Annotated in this window: 20 protein-coding genes, 1 tRNA gene and 1 pseudogene; 8 read left to right on the plus strand and 14 right to left on the minus strand. The window is 51.6% G+C overall.

The annotated features are described in order from the left end of the window. Window positions 1-9 precede the first annotated feature (9 nt). The 7 genes from AB8Q18_11725 to AB8Q18_11755 form a co-directional block, all read right to left on the minus strand. The gene (locus tag AB8Q18_11725) at window positions 10-1,356 is read right to left on the minus strand and encodes a cytochrome bc complex cytochrome b subunit (protein XDZ50844.1); all 1,347 of its coding nucleotides are present in this window, start codon (window positions 1,354-1,356) and stop codon (window positions 10-12) included. Between the two features lie 15 nt (window positions 1,357-1,371). Next, on the minus strand, window positions 1,372-1,962 hold the full coding sequence (petA, locus tag AB8Q18_11730; protein ID XDZ50845.1) for a ubiquinol-cytochrome c reductase iron-sulfur subunit: 591 nt from the start codon (window positions 1,960-1,962) through the stop codon (window positions 1,372-1,374). A gap of 120 nt (window positions 1,963-2,082) precedes the next feature. Continuing rightward, window positions 2,083-2,829, minus strand: coding sequence for a Nif3-like dinuclear metal center hexameric protein (locus AB8Q18_11735; protein XDZ50846.1), 747 nt, complete (start codon window positions 2,827-2,829; stop codon window positions 2,083-2,085). A 73-nt stretch (window positions 2,830-2,902) separates the two neighbouring features. Further along, window positions 2,903-4,546: a chaperonin GroEL gene (groL, locus tag AB8Q18_11740; GenBank protein XDZ50847.1), complete on the minus strand. Its 1,644-nt coding sequence runs from the start codon at window positions 4,544-4,546 to the stop codon at window positions 2,903-2,905. A gap of 57 nt (window positions 4,547-4,603) precedes the next feature. After that, complete coding sequence (gene groES / locus AB8Q18_11745) at window positions 4,604-4,891, minus strand: co-chaperone GroES (GenBank protein XDZ50848.1); 288 nt, start codon at window positions 4,889-4,891, stop codon at window positions 4,604-4,606. A gap of 257 nt (window positions 4,892-5,148) precedes the next feature. Further along, window positions 5,149-5,224: transfer RNA gene (locus tag AB8Q18_11750), tRNA-Asn, on the minus strand. A 74-nt stretch (window positions 5,225-5,298) separates the two neighbouring features. After that, the gene (locus AB8Q18_11755) at window positions 5,299-8,148 is read right to left on the minus strand and encodes an Rne/Rng family ribonuclease (protein ID XDZ50849.1); all 2,850 of its coding nucleotides are present in this window, start codon (window positions 8,146-8,148) and stop codon (window positions 5,299-5,301) included. A gap of 527 nt (window positions 8,149-8,675) precedes the next feature. On the opposite strand from AB8Q18_11755, the gene rluC reads away from it, so the two are divergent. From rluC to AB8Q18_11780, 5 genes are all read left to right on the plus strand, one after another. Beyond that, the gene (rluC, locus tag AB8Q18_11760; protein XDZ50850.1) at window positions 8,676-9,620 is read left to right on the plus strand and encodes a 23S rRNA pseudouridine(955/2504/2580) synthase RluC; all 945 of its coding nucleotides are present in this window, start codon (window positions 8,676-8,678) and stop codon (window positions 9,618-9,620) included. Continuing rightward, the gene (locus AB8Q18_11765; GenBank protein ID XDZ50851.1) at window positions 9,613-10,275 is read left to right on the plus strand and encodes an HAD-IA family hydrolase; all 663 of its coding nucleotides are present in this window, start codon (window positions 9,613-9,615) and stop codon (window positions 10,273-10,275) included. The genes rluC and AB8Q18_11765 overlap by 8 nt, the downstream gene beginning before the upstream one ends. A 25-nt stretch (window positions 10,276-10,300) precedes the next feature. Then, window positions 10,301-11,224 (plus strand): S49 family peptidase, encoded by a 924-nt coding sequence (locus AB8Q18_11770; GenBank protein ID XDZ50852.1) that lies wholly within the window; start codon window positions 10,301-10,303, stop codon window positions 11,222-11,224. 74 nt (window positions 11,225-11,298) lie between these two features. Further along, window positions 11,299-12,318 (plus strand): quinone-dependent dihydroorotate dehydrogenase, encoded by a 1,020-nt coding sequence (locus AB8Q18_11775; GenBank protein ID XDZ50853.1) that lies wholly within the window; start codon window positions 11,299-11,301, stop codon window positions 12,316-12,318. Between the two features lie 32 nt (window positions 12,319-12,350). Continuing rightward, entirely contained in the window at window positions 12,351-12,809 is a 459-nt protein-coding gene (locus tag AB8Q18_11780) for a glycine zipper 2TM domain-containing protein (GenBank protein ID XDZ50854.1), read from the plus strand. Between the two features lie 750 nt (window positions 12,810-13,559). Here the strand turns inward: AB8Q18_11780 and AB8Q18_11785 are convergent. Next, window positions 13,560-14,390, minus strand: a complete 831-nt coding sequence (locus tag AB8Q18_11785) for an Lrp/AsnC family transcriptional regulator (protein XDZ52930.1) — start codon at window positions 14,388-14,390, stop codon at window positions 13,560-13,562. Window positions 14,391-14,393: 3 nt separating this feature from the next. Beyond that, window positions 14,394-14,567 (minus strand): annotated as a pseudogene (locus AB8Q18_11790) (hypothetical protein). Window positions 14,568-14,612: 45 nt separating this feature from the next. On the opposite strand from AB8Q18_11790, the gene AB8Q18_11795 reads away from it, so the two are divergent. From AB8Q18_11795 to ettA, 3 genes are all read left to right on the plus strand, one after another. Further along, on the plus strand, window positions 14,613-15,899 hold the full coding sequence (locus AB8Q18_11795; protein XDZ50855.1) for an MFS transporter: 1,287 nt from the start codon (window positions 14,613-14,615) through the stop codon (window positions 15,897-15,899). Between the two features lie 34 nt (window positions 15,900-15,933). Beyond that, window positions 15,934-17,361: an amidase gene (locus AB8Q18_11800; protein XDZ50856.1), complete on the plus strand. Its 1,428-nt coding sequence runs from the start codon at window positions 15,934-15,936 to the stop codon at window positions 17,359-17,361. Between the two features lie 193 nt (window positions 17,362-17,554). After that, window positions 17,555-19,222, plus strand: a complete 1,668-nt coding sequence (gene ettA / locus AB8Q18_11805; GenBank protein XDZ50857.1) for an energy-dependent translational throttle protein EttA — start codon at window positions 17,555-17,557, stop codon at window positions 19,220-19,222. A gap of 77 nt (window positions 19,223-19,299) precedes the next feature. Here ettA and AB8Q18_11810 read toward each other — a convergent pair whose 3' ends face one another. The 5 genes from AB8Q18_11810 to tal all read right to left on the minus strand — a co-directional run bounded on the left by AB8Q18_11810 (window position 19,300) and on the right by tal (window position 24,522). Continuing rightward, window positions 19,300-19,809, minus strand: a complete 510-nt coding sequence (locus AB8Q18_11810; protein XDZ50858.1) for a protein disulfide oxidoreductase — start codon at window positions 19,807-19,809, stop codon at window positions 19,300-19,302. Window positions 19,810-19,818: 9 nt separating this feature from the next. Then, the gene (locus AB8Q18_11815) at window positions 19,819-20,757 is read right to left on the minus strand and encodes an AEC family transporter (protein ID XDZ50859.1); all 939 of its coding nucleotides are present in this window, start codon (window positions 20,755-20,757) and stop codon (window positions 19,819-19,821) included. A gap of 22 nt (window positions 20,758-20,779) precedes the next feature. Next, window positions 20,780-22,795 (minus strand): prolyl oligopeptidase family protein, encoded by a 2,016-nt coding sequence (locus AB8Q18_11820; protein ID XDZ50860.1) that lies wholly within the window; start codon window positions 22,793-22,795, stop codon window positions 20,780-20,782. Between the two features lie 118 nt (window positions 22,796-22,913). Beyond that, window positions 22,914-23,462 carry a 5'-3'-deoxyribonucleotidase gene (locus AB8Q18_11825; GenBank protein XDZ50861.1) on the minus strand — a complete coding sequence of 183 codons (549 nt, stop codon included), beginning with the start codon at window positions 23,460-23,462 and terminating at the stop codon, window positions 22,914-22,916. Between the two features lie 4 nt (window positions 23,463-23,466). Then, window positions 23,467-24,522, minus strand: coding sequence for a transaldolase (tal, locus tag AB8Q18_11830; protein XDZ50862.1), 1,056 nt, complete (start codon window positions 24,520-24,522; stop codon window positions 23,467-23,469). Window positions 24,523-24,572 lie beyond the last annotated feature (50 nt).

Raw genomic sequence — 24,572 nt, forward strand, 5'->3', positions numbered from 1 at the left:
TGCCTACCCTTAAATAAACTGGCCGAACAAGACTGCACCGACAATGGTCAACACAACGTAGATCAAGAATTTGATTTTATGGCTGGTTGAGCTCATGGTCACGCGATCAGGTACTGGTTTTACTTTATCCATTTTGGTGTAGATTGGCATGCCCAAGAAGAACAAGAAGTACACCACTGATAGGATGCGCGACACGATGGTGCGCAAATCAGTTGCAGGAATAGCCCCCAAAATACCCAAGCCGATGAACGAAATGATGAACAACACCAACATCGTTTTAAAGATCGGACCACGGTAGCGAACAGACTTAACGGGTGAACGGTCTAACCAAGGCAACAAGGCAATCAACACTACCGCAGCGCCCATCCCCAGCACACCCCAAACTTGGGTACCGAAGAGTGATGGAATCGCACGCAAAATCGCATAGAACGGCGTAAAGTACCAAACCGGTGCAATGTGCGCAGGCGTTTTCATTGGGTCTGCAGGGTCAAAGTTAGGTGCTTCTAAGAAGTAACCACCGCCCTCAGGCAAGAAGAACATAATGCCGGTAAAGATCACTAAGAACACCACCACGCCCACAATGTCTTTCACAGTGTAGTATGGGTGGAACGGGATGCCGTCTTTAGGCAGGCCGTTTTCGCCTTTGTTTTCTTTAATTTCAATACCGTCTGGGTTGTTAGAACCCACTTCGTGTAGCGCGATCAAATGCGCCACCACCAAGCCCACCAAGATCAATGGAATGGCAATCACGTGTAAGGCAAAGAAACGGTTTAGGGTCACGTCAGAAACGTTGAAGTCACCACGAATCCAGATAGAGAGGTCAGGACCAATCACAGGGATGGCGGCAAACAGGTTAATAATCACCTGAGCACCCCAGAACGACATTTGCCCCCAAGGCAATAAATAACCCATAAAGGCTTCAGCCATCAGGCACAAGAAAATCAGTGCACCAAATACCCAAACCAATTCACGGGGTTTTTTGAATGAACCGTAGATCAAGCCACGGAACATGTGTAGATAAATCACCACGAAGAACATCGACGCGCCAGTTGAGTGCATGTAGCGAATCAACCAACCGCCAGAAACGTCGCGCATGATGTATTCCACCGACGCAAACGCCACGGGCAAGCCAGCGTTGTTTAACGTACCGTCGGGTTTGTAGTTCATGGTCAAGAAAATACCGCTGACAATTTGAATCACCAACACCAACATGGCTAAAGAGCCAAAGAAATACCAAAAGTTAAAGTTTTTAGGCGCGTAATATTCCGTTACGTGCTCTTTCATCATTTTCGATAACGGAAAACGATCATCTACCCAACCGAGCAAAGATTGCAATTTACTGTTATTCGTACTCATAGCTTATCCGTTCCCTTATTCGTCAGAGCCCACTAAAAGCGTGGTGTCGTTAATATACTTGTAAGGTGGAATGACTAAGTTAGTTGGAGCAGGTACGCCTTTAAATACGCGACCAGCCAAGTCAAACTTAGAACCGTGACAAGGACAGAAGAAGCCACCTTTCCATTCAGGACCTAAATCGGCAGGGGCCAAATCAGGACGGAACGTTGGTGAGCAGCCCAAGTGGGTACAAATACCGATGGCCACAAACAGCTCTGGCTTGATGGAACGCAGTTCATTTTTACAGTATTCAGGCTGATGCTCTACTTCTGACGCTGGGTCTGCCAACGTGCCATTCAAAGTAGGCAGTTCTTTTTGCTGTTCAGCCGTGCGGTTAAGCACCCAAACTGGCTTACCTTGCCATTCTACTGTAATTAATTGACCAGATTCTACTTTACTAAAGTCTACTTCTACAGGGGCGCCAGCGGCTTTAGCACGCTCTGATGGAAACCAGCTGAGCACTAAAGGCGTTGCCACACCCACGGCAGCTGCACCCGCAGCTGCGCCTGTCGCCAAAGTTAAAAACCGGCGGCGACCTTGATTTACTTGTTGTTGTTGATCATTCATTATCAGTCATCCTAATTTTTGGAATACCGAGCCATTGAAACCAATGGATTCTACATTATTTTACCCTATTGCTTAAAGCCTTATTTTGATTAAAACCAGCTTAACCATAAAATCTTGACTTTAAACAGGGTTTTGTTCATCGAAAAACTGGCAGGGAATGTCAAAGGTTTGATTAATTGCTTCACCTAAAGCCTGAACCCCAAAGCGCTCGGTTGCGTGATGACCCGCCGAAATAAAGGCCACATCGCATTCTTGCGCTAAATGGTATTGAGCTTCAGACACCTCTCCAGTAATAAACGCATCCACACCCAAATCAATGGCGGTTTGGAAATACCCCTGCGCCCCACCCGTACACCATGCCAGCTTATTAATGACCTTATCAGGCCGCCCCAAACCCAAAGGCTTACGCCCAAGGCTGGTTTCAAGCTGGCTTAAAAATACCGTTAATGAACAGGCTGCTTGAGCATGACCCAGCATCAGCAGGTTTTGATCACCCACCTGAGCTTCTATCTCCCAACCGCACACGCGTGCGAGCTGGGCATTATTGCCCAAAGTCTCATGTGCATCCAGCGGCAAATGAAAGCCCACCATATTGATGTCGTGCGCCAACAAGGCCGCAATGCGCTGCTTTTTCCAGCCAATGATGGGCACGGGCTCACTCTTCCAAAACAAGCCGTGGTGAACCAACAGCATGTCCGCCCCCGCCTGAATCGCATAGTCAATGGCGGCCTGGCTGGCGGTCACAGCAGTCACAATTTTATTGATCTGGCTGCGGCCTTCAACCTGTAAGCCATTGGGTGCATAATCCTTGTAGCTACTGACGCGCAATACCTCATCGCACCAGGCCAACAACTTTTGCCTATCCATAACAGATCCCATAAAAAAACCCCACCATTATAGTGGGGTTTTGCGTGCTTGATAAGCGTATTGGGCAAAAGACTTACATCATGCCGCCCATACCGCCCATTCCACCCATGCCGCCCATGTCAGGCATCGCAGGTTTGTCTTCTGGAATTTCGGCAATCATGCAGTCAGTGGTCAACATCAAACCAGCCACAGAAGCCGCATGTTGCAAGGCTGAACGGGTCACTTTAGCAGGATCCAACACGCCCATTTCAATCATGTCACCGTATTCACCGGTACCAGCATTGAAACCGTAGTTGCCTTTACCTTCTAGAATTTTATTCACCACCACGCTTGGCTCGTCGCCAGCATTGATCACGATTTGGCGCAAAGGCGCTTCAATAGCGGTCAATACAATGCGCGCACCGGCCGTTTGGTCAGCATTAATGCCTTCCACGTCGCCTAGGGCTTCACGAGCGCGTAGCAAGGCGATACCACCACCAGCCACGATGCCTTCTTCTACAGCGGCACGAGTGGCGTGCAGGGCGTCGTCAACGCGGTCTTTCTTCTCTTTCATTTCCACTTCGGTTGCGGCACCGACTTTGATCACCGCAACGCCACCGGCCAATTTGGCCACGCGCTCTTGCAGTTTCTCTTTGTCGTATTCGCTGCTGGCGGTGTCGATCAATTGACGGATCTCGCCCACGCGCGCTTCAACTTGAGCTTTATCACCCATGCCATCAATGATGGTGGTGTTTTCTTTGCCGATTTCAATGCGTTTGGCTTGGCCCAACATAGACAGTTCGGCTTTTTCCAAAGTCAAACCTACTTCTTCAGCAATCACGGTACCGCCGGTCAAGATCGCAATGTCTTGCAACATGGCTTTACGACGATCACCAAAACCAGGCGCTTTAACCGCTACAGTTTTCAAAATACCGCGGATGTTATTCACCACCAAAGTAGCCAAGGCTTCACCTTCAACGTCTTCAGCAATGATCAACAAAGGACGGCCGGCTTTAGCCACTTGCTCCAAGATCGGCAACAAGTCACGAATGTTGCTGATTTTTTTATCAAACAACAAAACAAACGGGCTGTCTAAGCCAGCGATTTGTTTTTCTTGCTCATTGATGAAGTAAGGAGACAGGTAGCCGCGATCAAACTGCATGCCTTTAACCACGTCTAATTCGTTGTTCAATGATTTACCGTCTTCTACGGTGATCACGCCTTCTTTACCCACCGCATCCATGGCATCAGCAATGATTTTACCAATGTCGGCGTCTGAGTTAGCAGAAATAGAACCCACTTGGGCGATTTCTTTAGAGGTCGCGCAAGGCTGAGCAATTTTTTTCAATTCTTCAACCAAGCCCAAGACGGCTTTATCAATACCGCGCTTAAGGTCGGTTGGATTCATGCCAGCGGCCACGTATTTCATGCCTTCACGCACGATGGCTTGAGCCAATACAGTTGCGGTCGTGGTGCCATCACCGGCCACGTCGGCGGTTTTAGAGGCAACCTCTTTAACCATTTGCGCGCCCATGTTTTCGAAACGATCTTTCAATTCGATCTCTTTGGCCACTGATACGCCGTCTTTAGTGATTGAAGGACCACCGAAAGAACGCTCTAACACAACGTTACGGCCTTTAGGGCCCAAGGTTACTTTAACGGCATCAGCCAAAATATTGACACCGTTAACCATTTTTTGACGAGCGCTGTTGCCAAATTGTACGTCTTTTGCTGCCATGTTTATTCTCCAGTTCTTAATTCATTTACAGTTTTATCAGTTTGGACAGGGTGAGGCTTAAGCCATCACGCCCATGATGTCTTCTTCACGCATCACCAAAACTTCTTCGCCTTCAACCTTAACGGCCTGGCCTGCATACTTACCGAAAATAACTTTGTCGCCGACTTTAACGTCTAAAGCACGACGCTCACCGTTGTCTAGAATCTTGCCATTGCCCACGGCAATGACTTCGCCCATATCAGGCTTTTCGACAGCGGAACCTGCCAATACGATACCTGAAGCAGTGGTTTCTTCTGCTTCTAAACGTTTAATCACAACACGATCATGTAAAGGACGGATAGACATTAATTTCTCCAAATTAAAAACAGTTAAGGAATTCCACACCGTGGCTTTCACTCGTTAAAATCAACACAGCCTGACACGAAGGCCAAAAAACCGTGTTTAACATTCTACATGACGCTTATATCGGGGGGAGTCGCCAGAATTCAAGTGATCAAATTCAATTTTTTTCACTTAATCATCAATTGGCCTAAAAACAGCATCACGCCCTTGCTATCGACAGGCAAAGAAAAAGCCACGCTATTTAGCGTGGCTTTTGTATTTGGCTCCCCGACCTGGGCTCGAACCAGGGACCTGCGGATTAACAGTCCGTCGCTCTACCGACTGAGCTATCAGGGAATAGGAGCGCATTATAGTAAGCCCTTAGCGACTCGTCAAGCGTTTTTATAAACTTTTTGACGAGTCAGACCGACTTATTCGCCCTTTTGCGTTTCAACCTGTTTTAAAACAACTGCTTGAGGCTGATCATCCGCCACAACTTTTTTTGCAGCCAATAGGTCTGAACGGCGTTTTACCGGTGCCGCTGGCGCAGCCTCCACCACGGCTGGGGCCGCAGATTTAGTCTCAACCATCACCAAATGACCCAAATCAATCGATTCTGCCGGCTTAGACTCGACCATAACCGGCGCAGGTGCCACAACAGGCTCAGCCACAGCGGCCACCTCAACCGGCTCGGGCTGTACGTCAGCCACAACCTCAGCAACCACAGCCACTTCTGGTGCCGCCACAGGAGCAACAGCAACCGCCTCTACGATGGTTTCTGCCACAGCCACGGGGGCAGCTTCAACCACCACCACAACCGCTTCTGGAGCTTGCTCAGCCACCACCACCAGCTTACCTTGATAAATGTGGTCTACAGCAGCACGAACCTGATCCCCAATCGCGTGAATGTCGATGCGGCGAATCAAATAGCTGGCCGTTGCAGGACGGCCGCGATTGTTGCGACGGCGGCGATTATGCCCCCCTTCGCGACGATTGCCTTTCTCTTGCTCTGGCGCACGCTGCTCTTCAGCAGCCGCTGATTGGCCCGCTTCAGCATCAGCCAAGTTAATCACCAACGGGGCTTCTTGGGCTTGATCGGCCTGCTGCTCTTTAGCTGGACGATTTTGATCTTCTGGCTTACGGTCGCGACGGTTATTGCGACGACGACGGCGCTCGGTACCTTGAGCCTGCTCGGCGCCTTGTTCAGACTGCTCAGCCACTAAGCTTTGCGCTTTTTCAACCTTTTCAGCTTTATCGGCCTGGCGTTGATCATCCTGCTGACGCTGCCCTTGCTGGCGCTTGTCGTTATTGCGTGTGCTTTGGCGTTTCTCACCGCTGCGCTCTTTGCCCTGCTGAGCTTGCTCTTGTCTGTCTTGAGCATTGCCTTGCTGCTGGCCATTATTACGGTCTTTGCGCGGTGCGCGCTCTTGCTGCTTATCGCCATCGGCCGCTTTATTTTGGCTATTTTGACGTTTGTCGTTGCCATTACCTGACTCGGCTTTATCGCCCGAGCGTTGATTTTGGTTACGACGGTTGTTTTGACGTTTACCGTATGGGCTACGACGCTGCGGCTGTTTTGAACCCTTAGGCTTTTCAACCTCAACTTCTTTCTCGCCCAATAGGCCTTTAATCCAGGCACCAATCTTGGCGAACAAAGACACTGGCTTCTCTTCGGTCAACGGCGCTGGCTGCGCTGGGCGAATCCCTTTCACAGCAGGCTCTTGTCGTTCGACTTTTTTGCCCGCACGCACCACGGTTTCGTCTTCTTCAGGCTTGTTTACGCGCTTGTAGCTTGGCGTCACCGCTTCTTCAACGTCGTCGGTACGCACACGGGTAATCTCGTAATGCGGGGTTTCCAAATGTGAATTAGGAATCAACAGCACGCCCACGTCTAAACGCTCTTCTAAGCTAAACAGCTCAGAACGTTTTTCATTCAGCAAGAAAGTAGCCACATCAACCGGCACTTGTGCATGCACTTCGCCGGTGTTGTCCTTCATGGCTTCTTCTTGAATGATGCGCAAAATGTGCAAGGCCGAAGATTCAATGCCACGAATAAAGCCAATGCCGTGACAGCGAGGGCAAGGCATGTGGCTGCTTTCGCCTAAAGAAGGCTGTAGGCGCTGACGCGACAGCTCTAGCAAGCCAAAGCGTGACAGCTTGCCCATCTGTACGCGGGCACGGTCGTAACGCAAAGCATCGCGCAGCGTTTGCTCAACTTCACGCTGGTTCTTTTGGTTTTCCATGTCGATGAAATCGATCACGATCAAACCACCCAAGTCGCGTAGGCGCAACTGGCGGGCAATTTCTTCGGCGGCTTCAACGTTGGTTTTAAATGCCGTGTCTTCAATGTCTGAGCCGCGGGTAGCGCGCGCAGAGTTGACGTCGATCGACACCAATGCTTCGGTGTGATCGATCACGATGGCGCCGCCTGAAGGCAGGTTCACCGAACGAGAGAAGGCCGATTCAATTTGATGCTCAATCTGGAAGCGACTGAATAAAGGCGTGTGGTCTTCGTACTGCTTGATGCGGTTCACGTTACTGGGCATCACGTACGACATAAACTGGCTGACTTCTTCAAACACCTCAGGGGTATCAATCAGAATTTCACCAATGTCTGGCTGGAAGTAGTCGCGAATGGCGCGAATCACTAGGGCGCTTTCTTGCAAAATCAAGAACGAGCCATTGCGGGCATTGGCGGCTTCTTCAATCGCACCCCAAAGCTGCAATAGGTAGTTCAGATCCCACTCTAAGTCTTCTAGGCTGCGGCCAATCCCTGCGGTACGGGCAATCAAACTCATGCCTTTAGGGATGTCTAACTGACTCATCATTTCTTTGAGTTCTTGACGATCTTCACCTTCAATACGGCGAGACACGCCACCACCACGCGGATTATTCGGCATCAACACCAAATAACGGCCAGCTAAGCTGACAAACGTGGTCAAGGCAGCGCCTTTATTGCCGCGTTCGTCTTTCTCTACTTGAACAATGACTTCCATGCCTTCACGCAAAACGTCTTGAATGCGGGCACGGCCGCCATCATAGTCTTGGAAATAAGCACGAGACACTTCTTTGAATGGTAAAAAACCATGACGATCGGTGCCATAATCGACGAAACACGCCTCAAGAGACGGCTCGATACGGGTAATCACACCTTTATAGATATTGCCTTTACGCTGTTCTTTACCCAGCGTTTCGATGTCTAAGTCAATTAAGTTTTGACCGTCGACAATCGCCACCCGAAGCTCTTCAGCCTGGGTAGCATTAAATAACATACGTTTCATTCTGACCTCGCAGGGCACTCGCGAGACAATAAATAACCAGTATTTGACGCTGCGCCGTTGTCAATGTCGCAGTCTGCCTAAGAAGTTGTCGTATAAAGAGCAGTGCAATCCCATCTCGTTCTCGCGATCATGGGCGCCTTGTAGTAAGGCATGCTTGAACGGTGTCAAACATGCAAATATTGGGTCAGCCATCTTCTTTTTTGCTTTAAGTCACCAGCGCCAAATGCCGCATCGGTATGTACTTCGACGTCTTACAACAGGGGGTGAGCATAAAGAGGGTCAAACTTAGTCATCGTCATCCTAAAGCTGGCTTATAGGGCTTCAGGGAAACTGCTTTTTGAGTGCGTTTTTTGTTTAAATGCTATAACATCACCACTTAAATGATGGATGATGAATCAGGTACAACACCTTAAATCTTCTATTGGCGTTTATTAGATCAATATATTTAGCAAGCCTATTTACACCTACCTAGACAGTGCGAAGCGTGCTAAGGTAATTCGCCTTAGGCTTCGGGGATTATAAGCAAGATGCACTCAATTAGCAAAGACTTAGTTAACTTTTTAACCATTACCGAAGAGGACGCGGCGCAACGCTTAGATAACTTTTTAATTAAAGTTTTAAAAGGCGTACCCAAAAGCCATATCCACCGCATCATTCGCGCCGGCGAAGTACGCATCAATAAGAAGCGCAGCGACGCCACGTATCGGTTACAAATAAACGACATCGTTCGGGTGCCCCCGGTAAAAATCGCCGCCAAGGCACTGAATCCTCACCAAACCACAGCCCCTGCACGCGATTTTCCCATCGTGTATGAAGATGACGTGCTGTTGGTCATCAACAAACCCGCCGGCGTGGCCGTTCACGGCGGCAGCGGCATCAGCTTTGGCGTCATCGAACAGCTGCGCCAAGCGCGTCCAGAAGCACGCTACTTAGAACTAGTACACCGCCTCGACAAAGAAACCTCCGGCCTCTTGATGATCGCCAAAAAGCGCTCCGCCCTCGTAAAGCTGCATGAATTGATTCGCCAAAACGTGCCGCAAAAAAAATACTTTGCCTTAGGCCTTGGCCAATGGCCGCGCGACGTCAGCCACGTCAAACTGCCTCTATTAAAGTATCAAGGCGCCAACGGTGAAAAAATGGTCCGCGTCAACGATGACGGCCAATACGCCCACACTTTATTTACGGTACAGCAGAAATATCATCAGTTCGTCCTGGTTGAAGCCAATCTCAAAACCGGCCGCACCCACCAAATCAGGGTACACATGCAGGCCAATGGCTGCCCCATTGCTGGCGATGAGCGCTATGGTGACTATGAACGCAACCGCCAGCTGGCCAAACAAGGTTTAAAGCGCATGTTCCTACACGCCCACGAACTGTCGCTGCCCCACCCCGTCAGCGGCGAGCCGCTCACCATCAATGCGCCATTGCCGCCCGAACTGACCCAATTTTTAAAGAATTTAAGCCATGATTAAGCACCCCATTAAAGCCCTTATTTTTGACTGGGACGGCACCTTAGCCAACTCCACCGGCCAAATCGTCAGCGCGATTCAGGCCGCCTGTGCCGAAGTCGGCCTCCCCATCCCCGACGAACACAGCGCCAACCACGTCATCGGGCTAAGCTTACCCAATGCCATGCGCACCGTCAGCCCCAGCGCCAACGCCGATGAGGTGCACGCCTTAGTGTTAGCCTACCAAAAACACTATTTATCCGGCGCACAAAAAACCACCCTGTTTCAAGGCGTGCATCAGGCCTTAAACCAGCTCAACCAAACGTATTTACTGACGGTCGCCACCGGCAAAGGCCGCCCTGGCCTTAACCGCGCCTTAGCCGAAACCGATACGGCTGACTTTTTTGTCAGCACCCGCACGGTGAATGAGTGTGCATCCAAACCCAATCCTGATATGATTTTGTCTTTATGCGATGAGCTAGGCCTCTACCCTAAAGACGTGCTGATGATTGGCGACACCACCCATGATTTACTCATGGCCCACAACGCCGGCGCCCAGGCCGTCGCCTTAAGCACCGGCGCCCACGACATCGCCACCTTAAACACAGCTCCCTATGCAACTTTGCAGCACTCCTTTCAAGACTTTGTACATTGGCTTGCCTTACAGCCTAGCGCCTAATGTTTAACCTTATATAGAGAACCTCATGGATCAAAATAATAGCTGGGAACGCCAAACAATTGAAAAGCTATTGCTCGCGGTTTATAAAGAACAGCGCCGAGCCAAATTTTGGCGCCTATTTTGGCGCATCGCCGCCCTAATTGTGGTGGCCTTCATCGTATTTAAAGCCGTCAACAGCCGCTCCGTGCTGGACACGCAAAAAAACCACACCGCCGTCATCGACCTTGTGGGCAGCATCGACAGCTATAACGATCAAGCCACCGTCTTATTAGAAGGCCTAGAGGCCGCTTATGCCAATAAAAACGTGCGCGGCGTGGTGATTCGCGCCAACAGCCCTGGTGGCTCACCAGTGATTTCCAGCGTGGCGTTTGACGAAATCACCCGCCTCAAATCCCTACACAAAAACATTCCACTGTATGTAGTAGCAGAAGACGTCTGCGCTTCTGGCTGCTATTTCATCGCCAGCGCCGCCGATAAAATCTACGCTAATCCCGCCAGTCTAATGGGCAGCATCGGCGTCATTGCCGGTGGCTTCGGCTTTGACAAAGCCATCGACAAACTGGGCATTGAACGCCGTTTAAAAACCGCCGGCAACAATAAAGGCATGGGCGACCCGTTCAGCCCCGAAACCCCAGAACAAAACGCCATTTGGACCAGCATGCTGGACGACATCCACGGCCAGTTCATCGCCGCAGTTAAAAAAGGCCGCCAAGGCAAGCTTAAAGACGATCCCGACCTATTCAGCGGCCGCGTCTACACCGGTGCCCAAGCCAAAGCCGTGGGCCTAGTCGATGAGTTTGGCAGCGTCTACTCCGTTGCCCGCGATGTCATTAAAGCGCCGGACTTGGTAAACTACACGCCCCAACCCAGCTTTTCGCGCGCCCTAAGCCGCACCTTAGGCAGCGAAGTCAAGCAAAGCGTGGACAGCCTCGTCCAGCCTAGCTGGTAATGCCCTTCTAAAGGTTGCCTTAATCGGCAACCTTTTTATTGCCCGATTGCCCTTATCTTAATAGAGACCTTGTCATGTACGATTTTTTACGCTCAACCTTGTTTAAAATGGACGCAGAAAAAGCCCACCATTTCACCCTCAACGCCCTCAAACAGGTCAACGCCCTCGGCCTAGGCGGCCTGTTACAAAAAAATACGCCCAGCCTCCCCACCAAGCTGATGGGCCTAGACCTACCTAACCCCGTGGGCTTAGCCGCAGGCTTAGACAAAAATGGCGCCTATATTGATGCACTGGCCAAGCTAGGCTTCGGCTTCATTGAAGTAGGCACCATCACCCCCCGCCCTCAGGAGGGCAACCCTAAGCCACGCCTGTTTCGCGTTCCCGAGCACCAGGCCATCATCAACCGCATGGGCTTTAACAATGCTGGCGTGGACGTGTTGATCAACAACTTAAAAAATACTCAATACAAAGGTATTTTAGGCATCAACATCGGCAAAAATGCCACCACACCCATGGAACATGCGGTCGACGACTATTTGATTTGCCTAGAAAAAACCTATGCTCATGCCGATTACATCACCATCAACATCTCTTCACCTAATACCAAAAACCTGCGAGCACTGCAGGCAGAAGACGATTTAACGGAACTTTTGAGCAAATTAAAGGACAAACAGCTACAGTTACAGGCTCAACAAGGGCGCTATGTGCCCTTGGCGGTCAAAATTGCCCCCGACCTTAGCGAAGCAGAGGTCCACAGCATTGCCGACGTGCTCTTAAAAACCGAAATTGATGGCGTCATCGCCACCAACACCACCATTGATAAGTCTGCCTTGGGCAACCACCCTCTGGCCAATGAACAAGGTGGCCTTTCTGGCTTACCGGTGCGTCAAAAAAGCGATGACGTATTACACATTTTAAATAACTCATTACAAAAACGCTTGCCAATCATTGGCGTCGGTGGCATTGTGAATGGTGCTGATGCGGTACACAAAATGGCATTAGGCGCAGATGCAGTACAACTATACAGTGGCCTAATTTACCAAGGGCCCAAACTGGTACTGGACTGCTTAACCGCAATTGCCCGGCGCGTTTAAATACTTTACTTTATTGATAGAAGGATAAACCTATGTTTAAAACCACAACTAAGTACGCCATGATTGGCCTATTGTCTATGGGTATTGCCGCCGGCTGCGCCAACAACTCAGCCACCACCTATAGCCCAGGCCAAGCCCAACAGGCCCAAACCGTTCGCCTAGGTACTGTGGTGTCTGTTGCATCGGTTAAAATTCAAGAAGAACACAAACTGGCCACACTGGCTGGCGCCGCCTTGGGTGGTTTAGCCGGTAGCAACGTAGGCGGCGGTTCTGGTCGTTATGCAGGTGCCGTTGTCGGTGCCTTAGCCGGCGGCTACGCCACTGATGCCGCCACTAAAGCCATCGGCGGCCAAAACGGTTACGAAATCACCGTTGAGCTAGACAATAAGAGCGTGATCTCTGTGGTACAAAAAGCCGACGTGGCGATTGCCCCAGGCCAACGCGTACGTGTGGTGACCGGCAACGGCGTGACTCGTGTGATGCCTCAATAAGCATTGCCTCTGATCGTTAAAAAGCCTGCGCTTTAGCGCAGGCTTTTTTGTGGGCGTTCGTATCGTGTCGTTATTTGCCCTTTTTTTATCCCTATAGCGCCTACTCTTGCCGTAGGGTGGCGCAAAGCGCAGCGTGCCCACCGTATTTAATCATTTAATTATAGCATCGAGGAAAATTTTAACTTCTGGAGGCACTTCTAATTCTGTGCAAAAAAACTATGGTTTATCGTATCGTTCCTCAATGGGTCATAATGGCAATCATGTTTACCGTTGGGCGTAGGGTGGTGCAAAGCGTAGCGTGCCCACCGTTTTGAATCAAAAAAATCATTAAATCATTTGTTTCATAATGATTCGGCTATTTCACTATTGATTAATCGTTTTGTTTCGCCCGTTGGGCGACGTCATTTCTTTTGGATGTCCAAAAGAAACGAAGCAAAGAAAAAACACCCCACTTTATCCGCCCGCTTTGCGGGTGCCCTCGTTGGCCCGCACATTGCCGGCGGCAAGAACTCATATTTGGGCCTTCGGCCAAATACTCAAACATGCTTGCCTCAAAATCCCCGGCCCTGCACGAACCGTCTCGGCGGCTAAAAAGGGGATGGTACTTCACCTACGGGAGATGTGGTGAGTTGTCATACAGGGTAGTGAAAGGAAATCTTTAATCAAGATCGAAATAACCGATACATTGGCGGTTTTTTATATTTGGATACCTCGGTATCAATCAACAAACCATCCTTTTCAACCCACCCATCACACCGGTCGAATCGCCCCGCAACGCTTAAATGCCTGATTAATCATATTCATATTGATGCGACTAATACCCTCTAACCCCCCTAAATCTTCACTCATCAGCGGCCATAAATCGACATTATCTTCACACAAAACGTGCCAAAACAGCTGCGAGCGGCCGCTGGTGCCGAACAGGCAGCGCGTATTAGGATGCTTACTTAAAGCCTGCGCCACCGTGGTTAAATGATTGGGGTTGACCTCTAAGCACACAATGGCCTCGGCTGCATAACCCATTAGCTTAGGCTCAATGTCGACCCGAAAGCGCAGCACGCCGCTGTCGGTTAACGCCTGCATCATGCGAAACGCCGTGGGTTCACTGATGCCTAAATGCGTGGCCAATACGTTGAGGTTGGCGCGGCCATCTTGCATCAAGAGTTCAACCAGCTGACGCTCTTGCTCAGACAACGTCACCTTAAGCTTTTCAGGCAACATTTCCGTCATCTGCCACTGGCTCGCGCGCTTAAACGATTGCAACACCATGCTGACGTCAAACTGACGAATCCCGGCCACGTGCGGCAAGGTAGAGACGGTCAAGTCCAGGAGCTGTTCAACGTCATCAAAATAAAATTCCGCCATTAAATCAGACGACCCCGCCAAAGCCACCACTAATCGACTGTCCACAAATGAGGCAAGCTGCAAAGCAACGGATTCAGTCATGCCCAATTCGCATTCTAGCCACACATGCACCACCACCCCTTTTTTCAGCATTAAGGGGTCGCATTCGCCCACCACCCGTAAAACATGCTGATCCATTAACTTCTTGATTCGGCGGGCCACCGTCTTCTCCGGCACACCCGAATCCTTAGACAATTGTCGCCAACTAGCAACAGGGTCTTTAGCTAAAGATTTAACGCACTGAATGTCTATTTCTTCCAATTCAATAGAAATTTTTGACGATTTTTTTCTATTTACTGTTTTTTCATTTTTTTCCATGCTAGACTTTGCGCTTAATAAAAATAATATGACCATTCTAATTAAAGTAGCCGCATTTGACACGTTAAAGGAGCAATATTGATGCAAACAACACACACAGAGGCCGCCAAACAGCCGCCTAGCGCGATGCAATACAAAAAAATTGTCGCCGGCAGCGTCGGCAACATGATCGAATGGTTTGACTGGAGCATTTATGCTGCCTTCGCCATTTTTTTCAGCTCTCAATTCTTCCCTGCCGGCCATGATACGGCGGCCCTGCTGGCGACTTTTGGTATTTTTGCCGTGGGCTTTTTCATGCGCCCGATTGGCGGCTGGCTCATTGGCGTGTTTTCTGACCGCTACGGTCGCCGTGCAGCCCTAGGCTTAACGGTGGTGATGATGGCCGCTGGCTCACTCATCATCGCCATCACGCCGACGTTTGCCACCATTGGCATTTTAGCCCCGATCATGCTCACCATCGCCCGTTTGATTCAAGGCCTATCTTTAGGCGGTGAATACGCTTCGGCCACGACCTATTTGACTGAGATGGCGCCTAACGACAAACGCGGCCTATACTCTAGCTTTATTTTCTTCAGCGCGGCTGTGGGCATTTTGTGCGCTTCAGGGCTGGGCTGGCTATTAACCAGCCTCATCAGCAAAGAAGCCATGATCGAATGGGGCTGGCGCATTCCGTTCTTCATCGGTGCCCTTGGCGGTGTGGTCGGCATGTGGATTCGCCGCGCCGTGGCCGAAGACGAAGCCCCGCAAGAAAAAAATAAGGCGGTAAAACAGCCTCTACGCGTGTTGATTCGCGACTACCCGGTTGAAACCATGCGTATTGTGGGCTTTTCTTTACTGTCGACTTATGCCTTCTATGTATTCATGGCGTTCTTACCGACCTATGCGATTCGTCATGCTGGCGCAGTCCCGAGCACTGCTTTTGCCGCCAACACCATCGGTATTTTTGTATTCATGTGCTTGCAGCCACTCTTTGGCATACTGTCAGACAAGATTGGCCGCCGCCCACAGTTGATTACGTTTGCCGCCGGTAACCTATTTTTCTTCTACTTGGTGATCAACTTTGTCAGTGATTCTTTTGTGACGCTGTTGCTGATTGAGCTATTTGGCTTAACCCTATACGCCATGTACTCTTCTGTTGCCCCTGCCATCATGGCCGAACAGTTCCCCAAAAACATTCGTGCCGTCGGCATTGGCGCACCCTATAACCTCATCGTGGCCATCCTAGGCGGCACCACCCCCTATATTTTGACCTGGCTACAAAGCAACCAAATGGAACACATTTTCTTTATTTTGGTGACCGTGGCCGCAGCCTTATCGCTGTTAACCTTCATCAAGATGCCTGAATCAGCAGGCAAAGATTTAGAATAAAACCACTGATACCGCTTTATTTAAAAGGGACTATATGCCAACTACTTCAAGCACACGACCACTGTATTTGCACAGCGCCACTGAGCTTGCGGCGCTGATTAAAACCGGTGTCACCACGTCGCGTGCCGTCACTGAACTGTTTTTAGAACGCATCCAAGCACACACACACCTTAATGCGTTTACTCAAGTGTTTACCCAGCGCGCCTTAGCCTTGGCCGACAACGCCGATCGTTTACAACAGGCCGGCGTCTGCCTCAGCCCGCTGCACGGCGTGCCCATTGCCCTCAAAGAGCATTTCCAATGGACGGGCACCGTGGCACATTTTGGCTCGCAAGCACGCTCAGACGTGATCAGCCACAGCAACAGCGCCGTGGTGAACCAGTTGATTGGCCTTGGCATGGTGATTTTGGGCAAAACCTCGATGACTGAATTTGCCTTTGGCCTCTCGGGCCAAAATCCTTCTTTTGGCACCGCTAAGAATCCTTGGCACGCCACCGAGCATCGAGCGCCCGGCGGCTCCTCCAGTGGTGCTGGCGTGGCGGTCAGCATGGGCCTTGCGCCCTTAGTATTGGGCGGCGACACCGGCGGCTCGGTACGCGCCCCCGCGGCGCTGAACCACACCGTCGGCTACAAACCCACGTCAGGCTTACTCAGCCGCAGCCACTGTATGCCGCTGTGTGAAACCTTAGACGTGCTCGGCCCCATCAGCCACACCGTAGCCGATGCCCGCCTCATCACCCAGCTTTTGGCGGCACCCGAGCTAGACGATGAGGCCACCTTAGCCCCAGCGGCCATGGCCACCCAAACAGCCTTACGCCAATCATTAAGCGCGCCCATTCAGCCACACCTACACTATTTAAGTGAGGCCGCTTGGCCGGCTAAGCTACAGCCTGCCGCCTACGCCAACTGGCTTGACACCCTCACCTTGCTGCGCCAGCAAGGCTGGACGTTGACGCCCTGGGCACCGCAGGACTTGGCCTTTTTTACCGATTTAGGCAACCATAATTCAACCATTTTGGCCTACGAAGCTTACCAAGCTCAGGGACATTATGCTGAAGACCCAGAAGCCCCGATGTGGGCAGTGGTCAGAGCACGGATCATGAATGGCAAAGCCATCACCCAAACCGCACATCAAGACGCTCTGAACACTCGCCAACAGGTCATGGCCACCTTCAATCAAACCTTCCCACAAGGACAGGTTTTGTTGATGCCGGCCATTGATCAGGGTGCCCAACTATTAGACGCAGAGGATGCCAACCATGTTGGCCTCGGTCAATTACTGCGCCCGGCGAACTTCCTTGGGGTACCCGCCATCAACCTTCCCACCGGCCTGGATCAAGACGGCATGCCGCTGGCGATTCAGCTTTTGGCCCACGAGCATCAAGACGTGCTGCTGCTGGCCAAGGCAGAAGCGCTGGAAGCCCTTCTGCCCGACACCCGGCTCGCCCCACCCTCAGCTTAACCTTGTCCTACTCTTTAAGGCCTTAATCACTTAAGGCCTTTTTTGTTTCTTGCTTAAGCTGTGGGATAACATCGCTGTTTACGCTTAAGTTTGTTACAATCGACTCAATCCGCTGCTGAGCAGCGCCTGAGTTTGCCCCTAGGGCCTCACGCTCCTCATTGACCAGCTTTTTGCCATTCTTCTGAGACTTTATATGAGCCAATACGTATTTTCTATGCTTCGCGTGAGCAAAGTAGTGCCCCCACAGAAGCAAATCATTAAAGACATTTCCCTGTCGTTTTTCCCTGGCGCCAAAATTGGCCTATTAGGCTTAAACGGCTCGGGTAAATCCACCGTGCTGCGCATTATGGCCGGTGTGGATAAAGAATTTGAGGGCGAAGCCCTACCGATGCCTGGCATCAAAATTGGTTATTTACCACAAGAGCCTGAGCTAGACCCGAATAAAACCGTGCGCGAAGAAGTCGAATCCGGCATGGGCGAAGTCATGGACGCACAAAAAAAGCTGGATGAAGTGTACAGCGCCTACGCCGATCCTGACGCCGATTTTGACGCCCTAGCAGAAGAACAAGCGCGCCTAGAGGCGATCATTGCCGCCGGTGCTGGCGACAACGTTGAGCATCAGCTAGAGATCGCCGCCGATGCCCTACGCCTACCCGATTGGGACGCCATGATTGGCAATCTATCTGGTGGTGAAAAACGCCGCGTGGCCTTATGCAAGCTATTACTGTCTAAACCAGACATGCTGCTGCTAGACGAGCCGACCAACCACTTGGATGCTGAATCAGTGGAGTGGCTCGAGCAGTTCTTGGTACGCTTCCCCGGCACCGTGGTGGCAGTGACGCATGATCGCTACTTCTTAGACAATGCCGCCGAATGGATTTTGGAGCTAGACCGTGGCCACGGCATTCCTTGGCAAGGCAACTACAGCTCTTGGCTGGAACAAAAAGAAGCCCGCTTGGCCACTGAATCCAAGCAAGAGGCCGCCCGCATGAAAGCCATGCAAAAAGAATTAGAATGGGTGCGTCAAAACCCCAAAGGCCGTCAAGCTAAATCTAAGTCTCGTTTGGCCCGCTTTGAAGAACTGTCTAGCCAAGAATACCAAAAGCGCAACGAAACCCAGGAAATCTTTATTCCTGTGGCCGAGCGTTTGGGCAATGAAGTCATTGAATTCACCAATGTGTCGAAAAGCTTTGGCGATCGCGTCTTAATCGACGACTTAAGCTTCCGCGTACCTGCAGGTGCCATCGTCGGCATCATCGGCCCTAACGGCGCCGGTAAATCGACCTTGTTCAATATGATTGCAGGCAAAGAGCAGCCAGACAGCGGTGAGGTTAAAATCGGCCAAACCGTGCAAATGGCCCACGTTGACCAAAGCCGTGGGGCGCTGGAAAATGAAAAAACCGTGTTTGATGAAATTGCCCAAGGCCGTGACATCTTACAGGTTGGCCGCTACGAAACACCAGCGCGCGCCTATTTGGGCCGCTTTAACTTCAAAGGCGCTGACCAAGGCAAGATCGTGGGTAATCTATCCGGCGGTGAACGTGGTCGCTTACACTTAGCCAAAACCCTGATTGCTGGCGGCAACGTCTTGCTGTTAGACGAACCGTCAAACGACTTAGACGTGGAAACCCTACGCGCTCTCGAAGATGCTCTACTAGAGTTTGCCGGCAGCGTGATGGTGATCTCTCACGATCGCTGGTTCTTAGACCGTATCGCCACCCACATTCTGGCCTGTGAAGGCGATTCAAAATGGGTGTTCTTTGACGGCAACTATCAAGAATACGAAGCGGACAAACGCAAGCGTTTGGGTGAAGAAGGCGCCAAGCCTAAGCGCATTCGCTACAAGCCTGTGACTCGCTAAACGAAGACAAACCAAAGCCACCTAACGGTGGCTTTTTTGATGGCGGTACGCTGTGGCTGCTTAAACCATGAATTGAGCTATAAAATTCGCTCCAGCCACAGCCGCGCCCGCATGCCCCAATAACTGGTATAGCCAGTCACACTGGCCTGCATCTTCCCTTGATACACAATCACCACCGTCGGCGTCACCTTCACCCCCCACAAACTCGACAGCGCACCGTCAGCATCGTTTACGGTTTCAAAAGCATAGCCCTTCTCAGCCAAGTATTCAGCCACGGTAGCGTCATCGCCCGACTGCATCGCCACGCTGATCACGGGAATGCCCGCATCCATCAGCTGCTGCATATTCGGTGAGGTCAACGTACAGATCGGGCACCAAGTGCCCCAAAAATACAGCACGATGGGCTCGGCCTGACTGCGCTCGGCCAAAGAAAATGACTGGCCGGCTAAATTACGCAAATGGTAGGCCTGCGGCTCAGGCTGGACCGGCCGTCGATACCAGTCCACGGCGGTGCTGATCAGCACAAACAGCAGTGCCCACTTCAACACACTCTTAAGCCAACGCCCCAACTTCGTCGTCATCGTCATGTCACGCCTTTATAAAGCCAATGTGGTGCCTAACCATACCATAATGGGAATGGTTGCCAAGGCCAGCAGCGTCGACACAATGGTGGTCGATGCCGCCAAATCGACATCGCCACCGTATTTATGAAACACAATCGAGGCCAGCGCGATGGTCGGCATGGTTGCCTGCACCAAAATCACTTGCGCCAAAGTCAGATCTAAATCCAGTACCGACACCATCAGCATCGCCAGGGCCGGTACACCAAACAGCTTAAACAGCAGCGGCACGGTAAACTGGCGCTTGGGCATGGCGCGGATTTTAGGCCACATGCCCGGCACCAACAGCCCAATGTAAATCATCGCCAACGGGCTGGCCACATTGGCCAACATCGTGGTCAAGGAAATCAAAAACTGCGGGGCTTCGAACTGCATAAAACCTAGGGCCAAACCCAACACAATCGCCAACATCGGAATATTAAGCATGGGTTTGAGCGAGGCCAGCGAAAACTTACTGTCTTTTTGCAACATAAAGATGCCCAACGACCACAGCACAAAATCCATGCCCGCATCAAACACCGCCGCCAGCAGTGCCCCTTTAGGCCCAAACAAAATCGCACACAGCGGAATGCCGATGAAGCCGGTATTGCCTAGGGCCGAAATAATACTGGTTTGGCGTGCTCGCTGGCCCTCATAACCTAAACCCTTGCCCAAGACCCAGCACACCAGCAACGCCACCGTGTTTAAGGCGGCGGCGCCGACAAAGGTCAGCAACACCAGCTTAAACATTTCACCGTCCATTTTAAATTTAAAAATGCTGGACAAGATAATGCACGGCAACGCCACATTCACGATGATTTGAATCAGCATGCCTTGGGTTTCAATCGACAAGGGTCGGTTGCGCCGCAGCAAGATCCCAATCAAAATCATCACCCCCATGATCCCTACTGAGGACAGGGTGGTCAAAAACCCCATAGTGTCTTCCTTTGTTTACGTCTTATTGATGATTAGTCATTAAACTTTGTTTTAAAAAAGCCATGATGACGGCCATTTCTTCCGCCGTTTGCGCCTGAGTGCCGTTGCCGGTGTGGCCACCATTATCGCTGACGTATAGATAAGCTGGCGCCTTCTGATCGCGCAAACGGGCATAGAATTTAATGGCATGGCCGGGATGCACCCGATCATCAGTCAAGCTGGTGGTTAATAAGGCGGGCGGATAAGCCTTGGCCGTGGCAATTTGATGATAAGGCGACAGCGCCAACAGGCTGTCTACCGTATTCGGACATTTAGGGTCACCGTACTCCTCCACCCAGCTCGCGCCTGCATACAGCTCATCGTAGCGCAGCATGTCGGTCAGCGGCACTTCACACACCATGGCACCGATGCGCTCAGGCGCGCGAGCGTAAGCGCTGGCGACAACCAGACCGCCATTACTGCCGCCCTGTATCGCAATCTTAGCGGCGCTGCTGCGCCCGCTCACGCTCAGGTCGGCCACGATGGCCAATAGGTCATCCACGCTTTTGTGCTTGTTGCGCCCTTGAGCGGCTCGATGCCACTGCGGCCCAAACTCGCCACCACCGCGCACGTTGGCCAGCACAAATGCCCCGCCCTGCTCCAGCCAATGTTTGCCTACAGTACCTAAATAATGCGGCAGCTCAGGCACGCCAAAGCCACCGTATACATATACTAAGGTGGGCGTATCCGGTGTGGCTTGTTGCCCCACCCAGAAGTAAGGGATCGCCACACCATCATCGCTGTTGGCCCAATACTGCGCCACCGTGACGCCACTGGGGTCAAACTGCTTGGGCTGCTTACGCACCACCACCAGCTCCATCAGCGATACGTCTAGCGCGTAAAGGGTTAACGGGGTGACAAAGTCACTACAGGCTAAGTACACTGTGTCGGTACCCCAAGGCTGATCCACCATATCGATGGCACCGCTGGGCAGCGTCGGCGTGGCCACCTCGTTCCAGCCGCTGGCGTCATAGCGCCACACGGCCAAACGGCCTTTCACCTCATCTAAAAGGCTCAACACAATGTGGTTCTTGGTGGTTTCTACGCTTTCTAAGGCCTGAGTAGCCGTAGGTGCAAACAGCACCGTCGCCGTGCCCAACGATCCTTTACTTAGGGACAGCGCCAACAGGCTCCCCGCTTCGTAGCGCTTTTTATTGCGTACCCACGTTTCGGTCAAGCGCAAGAGCAGCTGACCGCCGATGTAGCCCACCACGTCAGCGGTTTTAGGCAATTTAAGGGGCTGCGGCTGTAGGTCTGGCCCGACGTATAAATAGGTTTTTTGGAAAAAACTGCTGGATGCTTCGATTAAATCGATGGGCGTGCCCTTGGAATCTAGATAGCGCCAAGCGTTCACCATCATGTCGCTGGCGTCGATTTGAAAAACCGGCGTACCTTCTTCAAAACTTTGGCCACGCTCAATCAGCCACACTTCGCGCGCATAGCCCGCTTCGGTGCATTGGCGCTCATCCCAGGCAGGACAAACCCAAACGCTGTCCTCATCACGCCATGAAACGTGATTCTTGCCTAAAGGAAAATGCAGGCCGCCAGGGACAATTTGGCCAGTAGCCAAATCGAACTCCAGCGTGTACGCCGCATCGCGTCCGGCGGCGCTGAGGCTCAGCAACACGCGCAGCGGCTGCTCGACATAATGCGACACCCCATCTAAATAAACGTCATCCGCCAACACTTCATCAAAATCGGCCACGTTGAATAAGATCTGCCACTGTGGCAAACCTGCGCGATAGTTCACCGCTTTAGCGACGCGGTACACGCCCTTAGGATACTCGGCACTTTGATAAAAGTGGTACATCCGACCACGATGCTCTTGGCAAAACGGAATTTGCTTTTCGTCCTGCAAGGTGTTCAATACCGCCTGACGCACATCGTGAAAATAAGGAGACTGCATGAAGGTTTGATGGGTTTGCTGATTCGCCTCGGCCACAAAGGCCAGCGTCGAATCATCTAAGGATTCTAAATGTGGGTAGGGGTCTGTAGTCATGATCTCTAAATGAGGTATAAAGTCGCACGTAAAAAAACCATCTGGCCGAGCAAGATGGCTTCAAAGTTTCTGTGATTATCCAAGACATTAGCTTAAAGAGCAATGATTAAGCTCGCTTTTATGGGGTTAACAAATGCGCCCAGCTGTGGGGATCATCCCAGCGCATGCGCGGCAGGTGCGTAACCGTCTGATTATAGGTGGCATCGTACAGCAGCTGTTGCCACGCAGGCGATAGCCCCCCTTGGATCTCGGGCTTATCATCAATCAAATAATCGCCCTGAACTAAGGTTTTGTCCTTGGTTAAAATCAGCTTATCCAGCCACGCCACACCCAAGTGCTGCGCCACCCACTGATACTTCTCGGCCACGCAATAAGGGTTTTGCAACAGCGGTGAGGTGCAAATACGCACATCGTGGCCGGCGTCGGCCAAGGCCTGTATGCCTGCAATTGCGCCCGGCAGCGGCGGTAAATCACGAAAAAACCGCTCGGCAAAGCAAATCTTAGCCACGCGTTCGCGTAAATGTTCGGGGTAGTCACGATGGGCATAAAACGACAGCCGTGCTGCGGGCGCCAGCGGCGCCACGTCGCTATAGGCCTGACGCCACTTTTGGCGCAGGCCCTCTTCAAAATCCGCCAGCACGCCGTCTTGATCTATCAGTAACAGCATGGCCTTATGCCACCAGAGCCAACAGTTTGGCAAAGGCCTCATCAAAGCCGACCAGGCCTTCTTCTTGTAGCCTCAACCCTAGGCCATCAAGATCAATCCCTAAATCAGCCACATCAGCCAATACCTGCTTAGCCGTAGCGACGTTTTCAATCAGGCTCATCCGCCCTTCACCATGATGCACAAATGCTTCCAACGTCGCCGCTGGCACGGTGTTGATCGTGGGTGCACCCATGACTTCTTCCACATACATCACGTCTGAATAAGCCTTGTTTTTGGTGCCGGTAGACGCCCACAAAAGCGGCAACACGCGCGCGCCGCGCGTAGCTAAGGCCTTAAAGCCTGGCCCTTCAAAGAAGGCCTGCCATTGGCAAAAAGCCTCTTTGGCCAAGGCCACGGCGACTTTACCTTGCAAGGCGGCAGGCAAGGTAGGGTCGAGATTGGCGTCAATGCGCGACAGGAAGAAGCTGGCCACCACAAACACGTCCTCTAGGGGCAGGCCGTTGCCGATACGCTCGACTAAGCCTTGTACATAAGCTTCATACGCTTTATGCACCTGAGCCAAAGAAAACAGCAGGGTGAGATTCACGTTCACCCCCGCCGCCACCAGTTCAGTTAGGGCGGCAATGCCAGCGTCGGTCGCAGGGACCTTAATCAGCACATTGGGGCGATCAATACTGGCCCACAGGCGCTTCCCTTCGGCCACGGTACCGGCAGCATCGTGGGCCAAATCAGGCGACACCTCTAGGCTGACCCAGCCAACATGGCGCTCACTTCCGTGAAACACTTCGGTAAAGGCATCGCAGGCCGACTGCACATCGGCAATGGCCATGGTCTCATAGCGCGCCTTGGGGCTTAAGTCGGTTTGCTTGAGCGCCTCGATTTCAGTCAGGTAACGCGGGTCATCTTTAAACGCTTGATAAAAAATCGCAGGGTTAGAAGTCACCCCACACACGCCCTGGGCAATCTTTTGCGCCAATTCGCCCGATTCGATCAAAGAACGCGACAGCTGATCCAGCCAGATCTGCTGACCCAATGCTTTAACTGCTAATAAATCTGCCATACTTTTTTCCTTTTATCGCGACCAAAACAACCCTGATTATGTTTATGCTT

The sequence above is a fragment of the Neisseriaceae bacterium CLB008 genome (assembly GCA_041228285.1).
Taxonomy (GTDB): domain Bacteria; phylum Pseudomonadota; class Gammaproteobacteria; order Burkholderiales; family Neisseriaceae; genus JAGNPU01.

Excerpts from the sequence above, each read along its gene's own strand:
- AB8Q18_11725 (XDZ50844.1), bottom strand. The coding sequence starts at position 1,356 with ATGAGTACGAATAACAGTAAATTGCAATCTTTGCTCGGTTGGGTAGAT.
- petA (XDZ50845.1), bottom strand. The coding sequence starts at position 1,962 with ATGAATGATCAACAACAACAAGTAAATCAAGGTCGCCGCCGGTTTTTA.
- AB8Q18_11735 (XDZ50846.1), bottom strand. The coding sequence starts at position 2,829 with ATGGATAGGCAAAAGTTGTTGGCCTGGTGCGATGAGGTATTGCGCGTC.
- groL (XDZ50847.1), bottom strand. The coding sequence starts at position 4,546 with ATGGCAGCAAAAGACGTACAATTTGGCAACAGCGCTCGTCAAAAAATG.
- groES (XDZ50848.1), bottom strand. The coding sequence starts at position 4,891 with ATGTCTATCCGTCCTTTACATGATCGTGTTGTGATTAAACGTTTAGAA.
- AB8Q18_11755 (XDZ50849.1), bottom strand. The coding sequence starts at position 8,148 with ATGAAACGTATGTTATTTAATGCTACCCAGGCTGAAGAGCTTCGGGTG.
- rluC (XDZ50850.1), top strand. The coding sequence starts at position 8,676 with ATGCACTCAATTAGCAAAGACTTAGTTAACTTTTTAACCATTACCGAA.
- AB8Q18_11765 (XDZ50851.1), top strand. The coding sequence starts at position 9,613 with ATGATTAAGCACCCCATTAAAGCCCTTATTTTTGACTGGGACGGCACC.
- AB8Q18_11770 (XDZ50852.1), top strand. The coding sequence starts at position 10,301 with ATGGATCAAAATAATAGCTGGGAACGCCAAACAATTGAAAAGCTATTG.
- AB8Q18_11775 (XDZ50853.1), top strand. The coding sequence starts at position 11,299 with ATGTACGATTTTTTACGCTCAACCTTGTTTAAAATGGACGCAGAAAAA.
- AB8Q18_11780 (XDZ50854.1), top strand. The coding sequence starts at position 12,351 with ATGTTTAAAACCACAACTAAGTACGCCATGATTGGCCTATTGTCTATG.
- AB8Q18_11795 (XDZ50855.1), top strand. The coding sequence starts at position 14,613 with ATGCAAACAACACACACAGAGGCCGCCAAACAGCCGCCTAGCGCGATG.
- AB8Q18_11800 (XDZ50856.1), top strand. The coding sequence starts at position 15,934 with ATGCCAACTACTTCAAGCACACGACCACTGTATTTGCACAGCGCCACT.
- ettA (XDZ50857.1), top strand. The coding sequence starts at position 17,555 with ATGAGCCAATACGTATTTTCTATGCTTCGCGTGAGCAAAGTAGTGCCC.
- AB8Q18_11810 (XDZ50858.1), bottom strand. The coding sequence starts at position 19,809 with ATGACGATGACGACGAAGTTGGGGCGTTGGCTTAAGAGTGTGTTGAAG.
- AB8Q18_11815 (XDZ50859.1), bottom strand. The coding sequence starts at position 20,757 with ATGGGGTTTTTGACCACCCTGTCCTCAGTAGGGATCATGGGGGTGATG.
- AB8Q18_11820 (XDZ50860.1), bottom strand. The coding sequence starts at position 22,795 with ATGACTACAGACCCCTACCCACATTTAGAATCCTTAGATGATTCGACG.
- AB8Q18_11825 (XDZ50861.1), bottom strand. The coding sequence starts at position 23,462 with ATGCTGTTACTGATAGATCAAGACGGCGTGCTGGCGGATTTTGAAGAG.
- tal (XDZ50862.1), bottom strand. The coding sequence starts at position 24,522 with ATGGCAGATTTATTAGCAGTTAAAGCATTGGGTCAGCAGATCTGGCTG.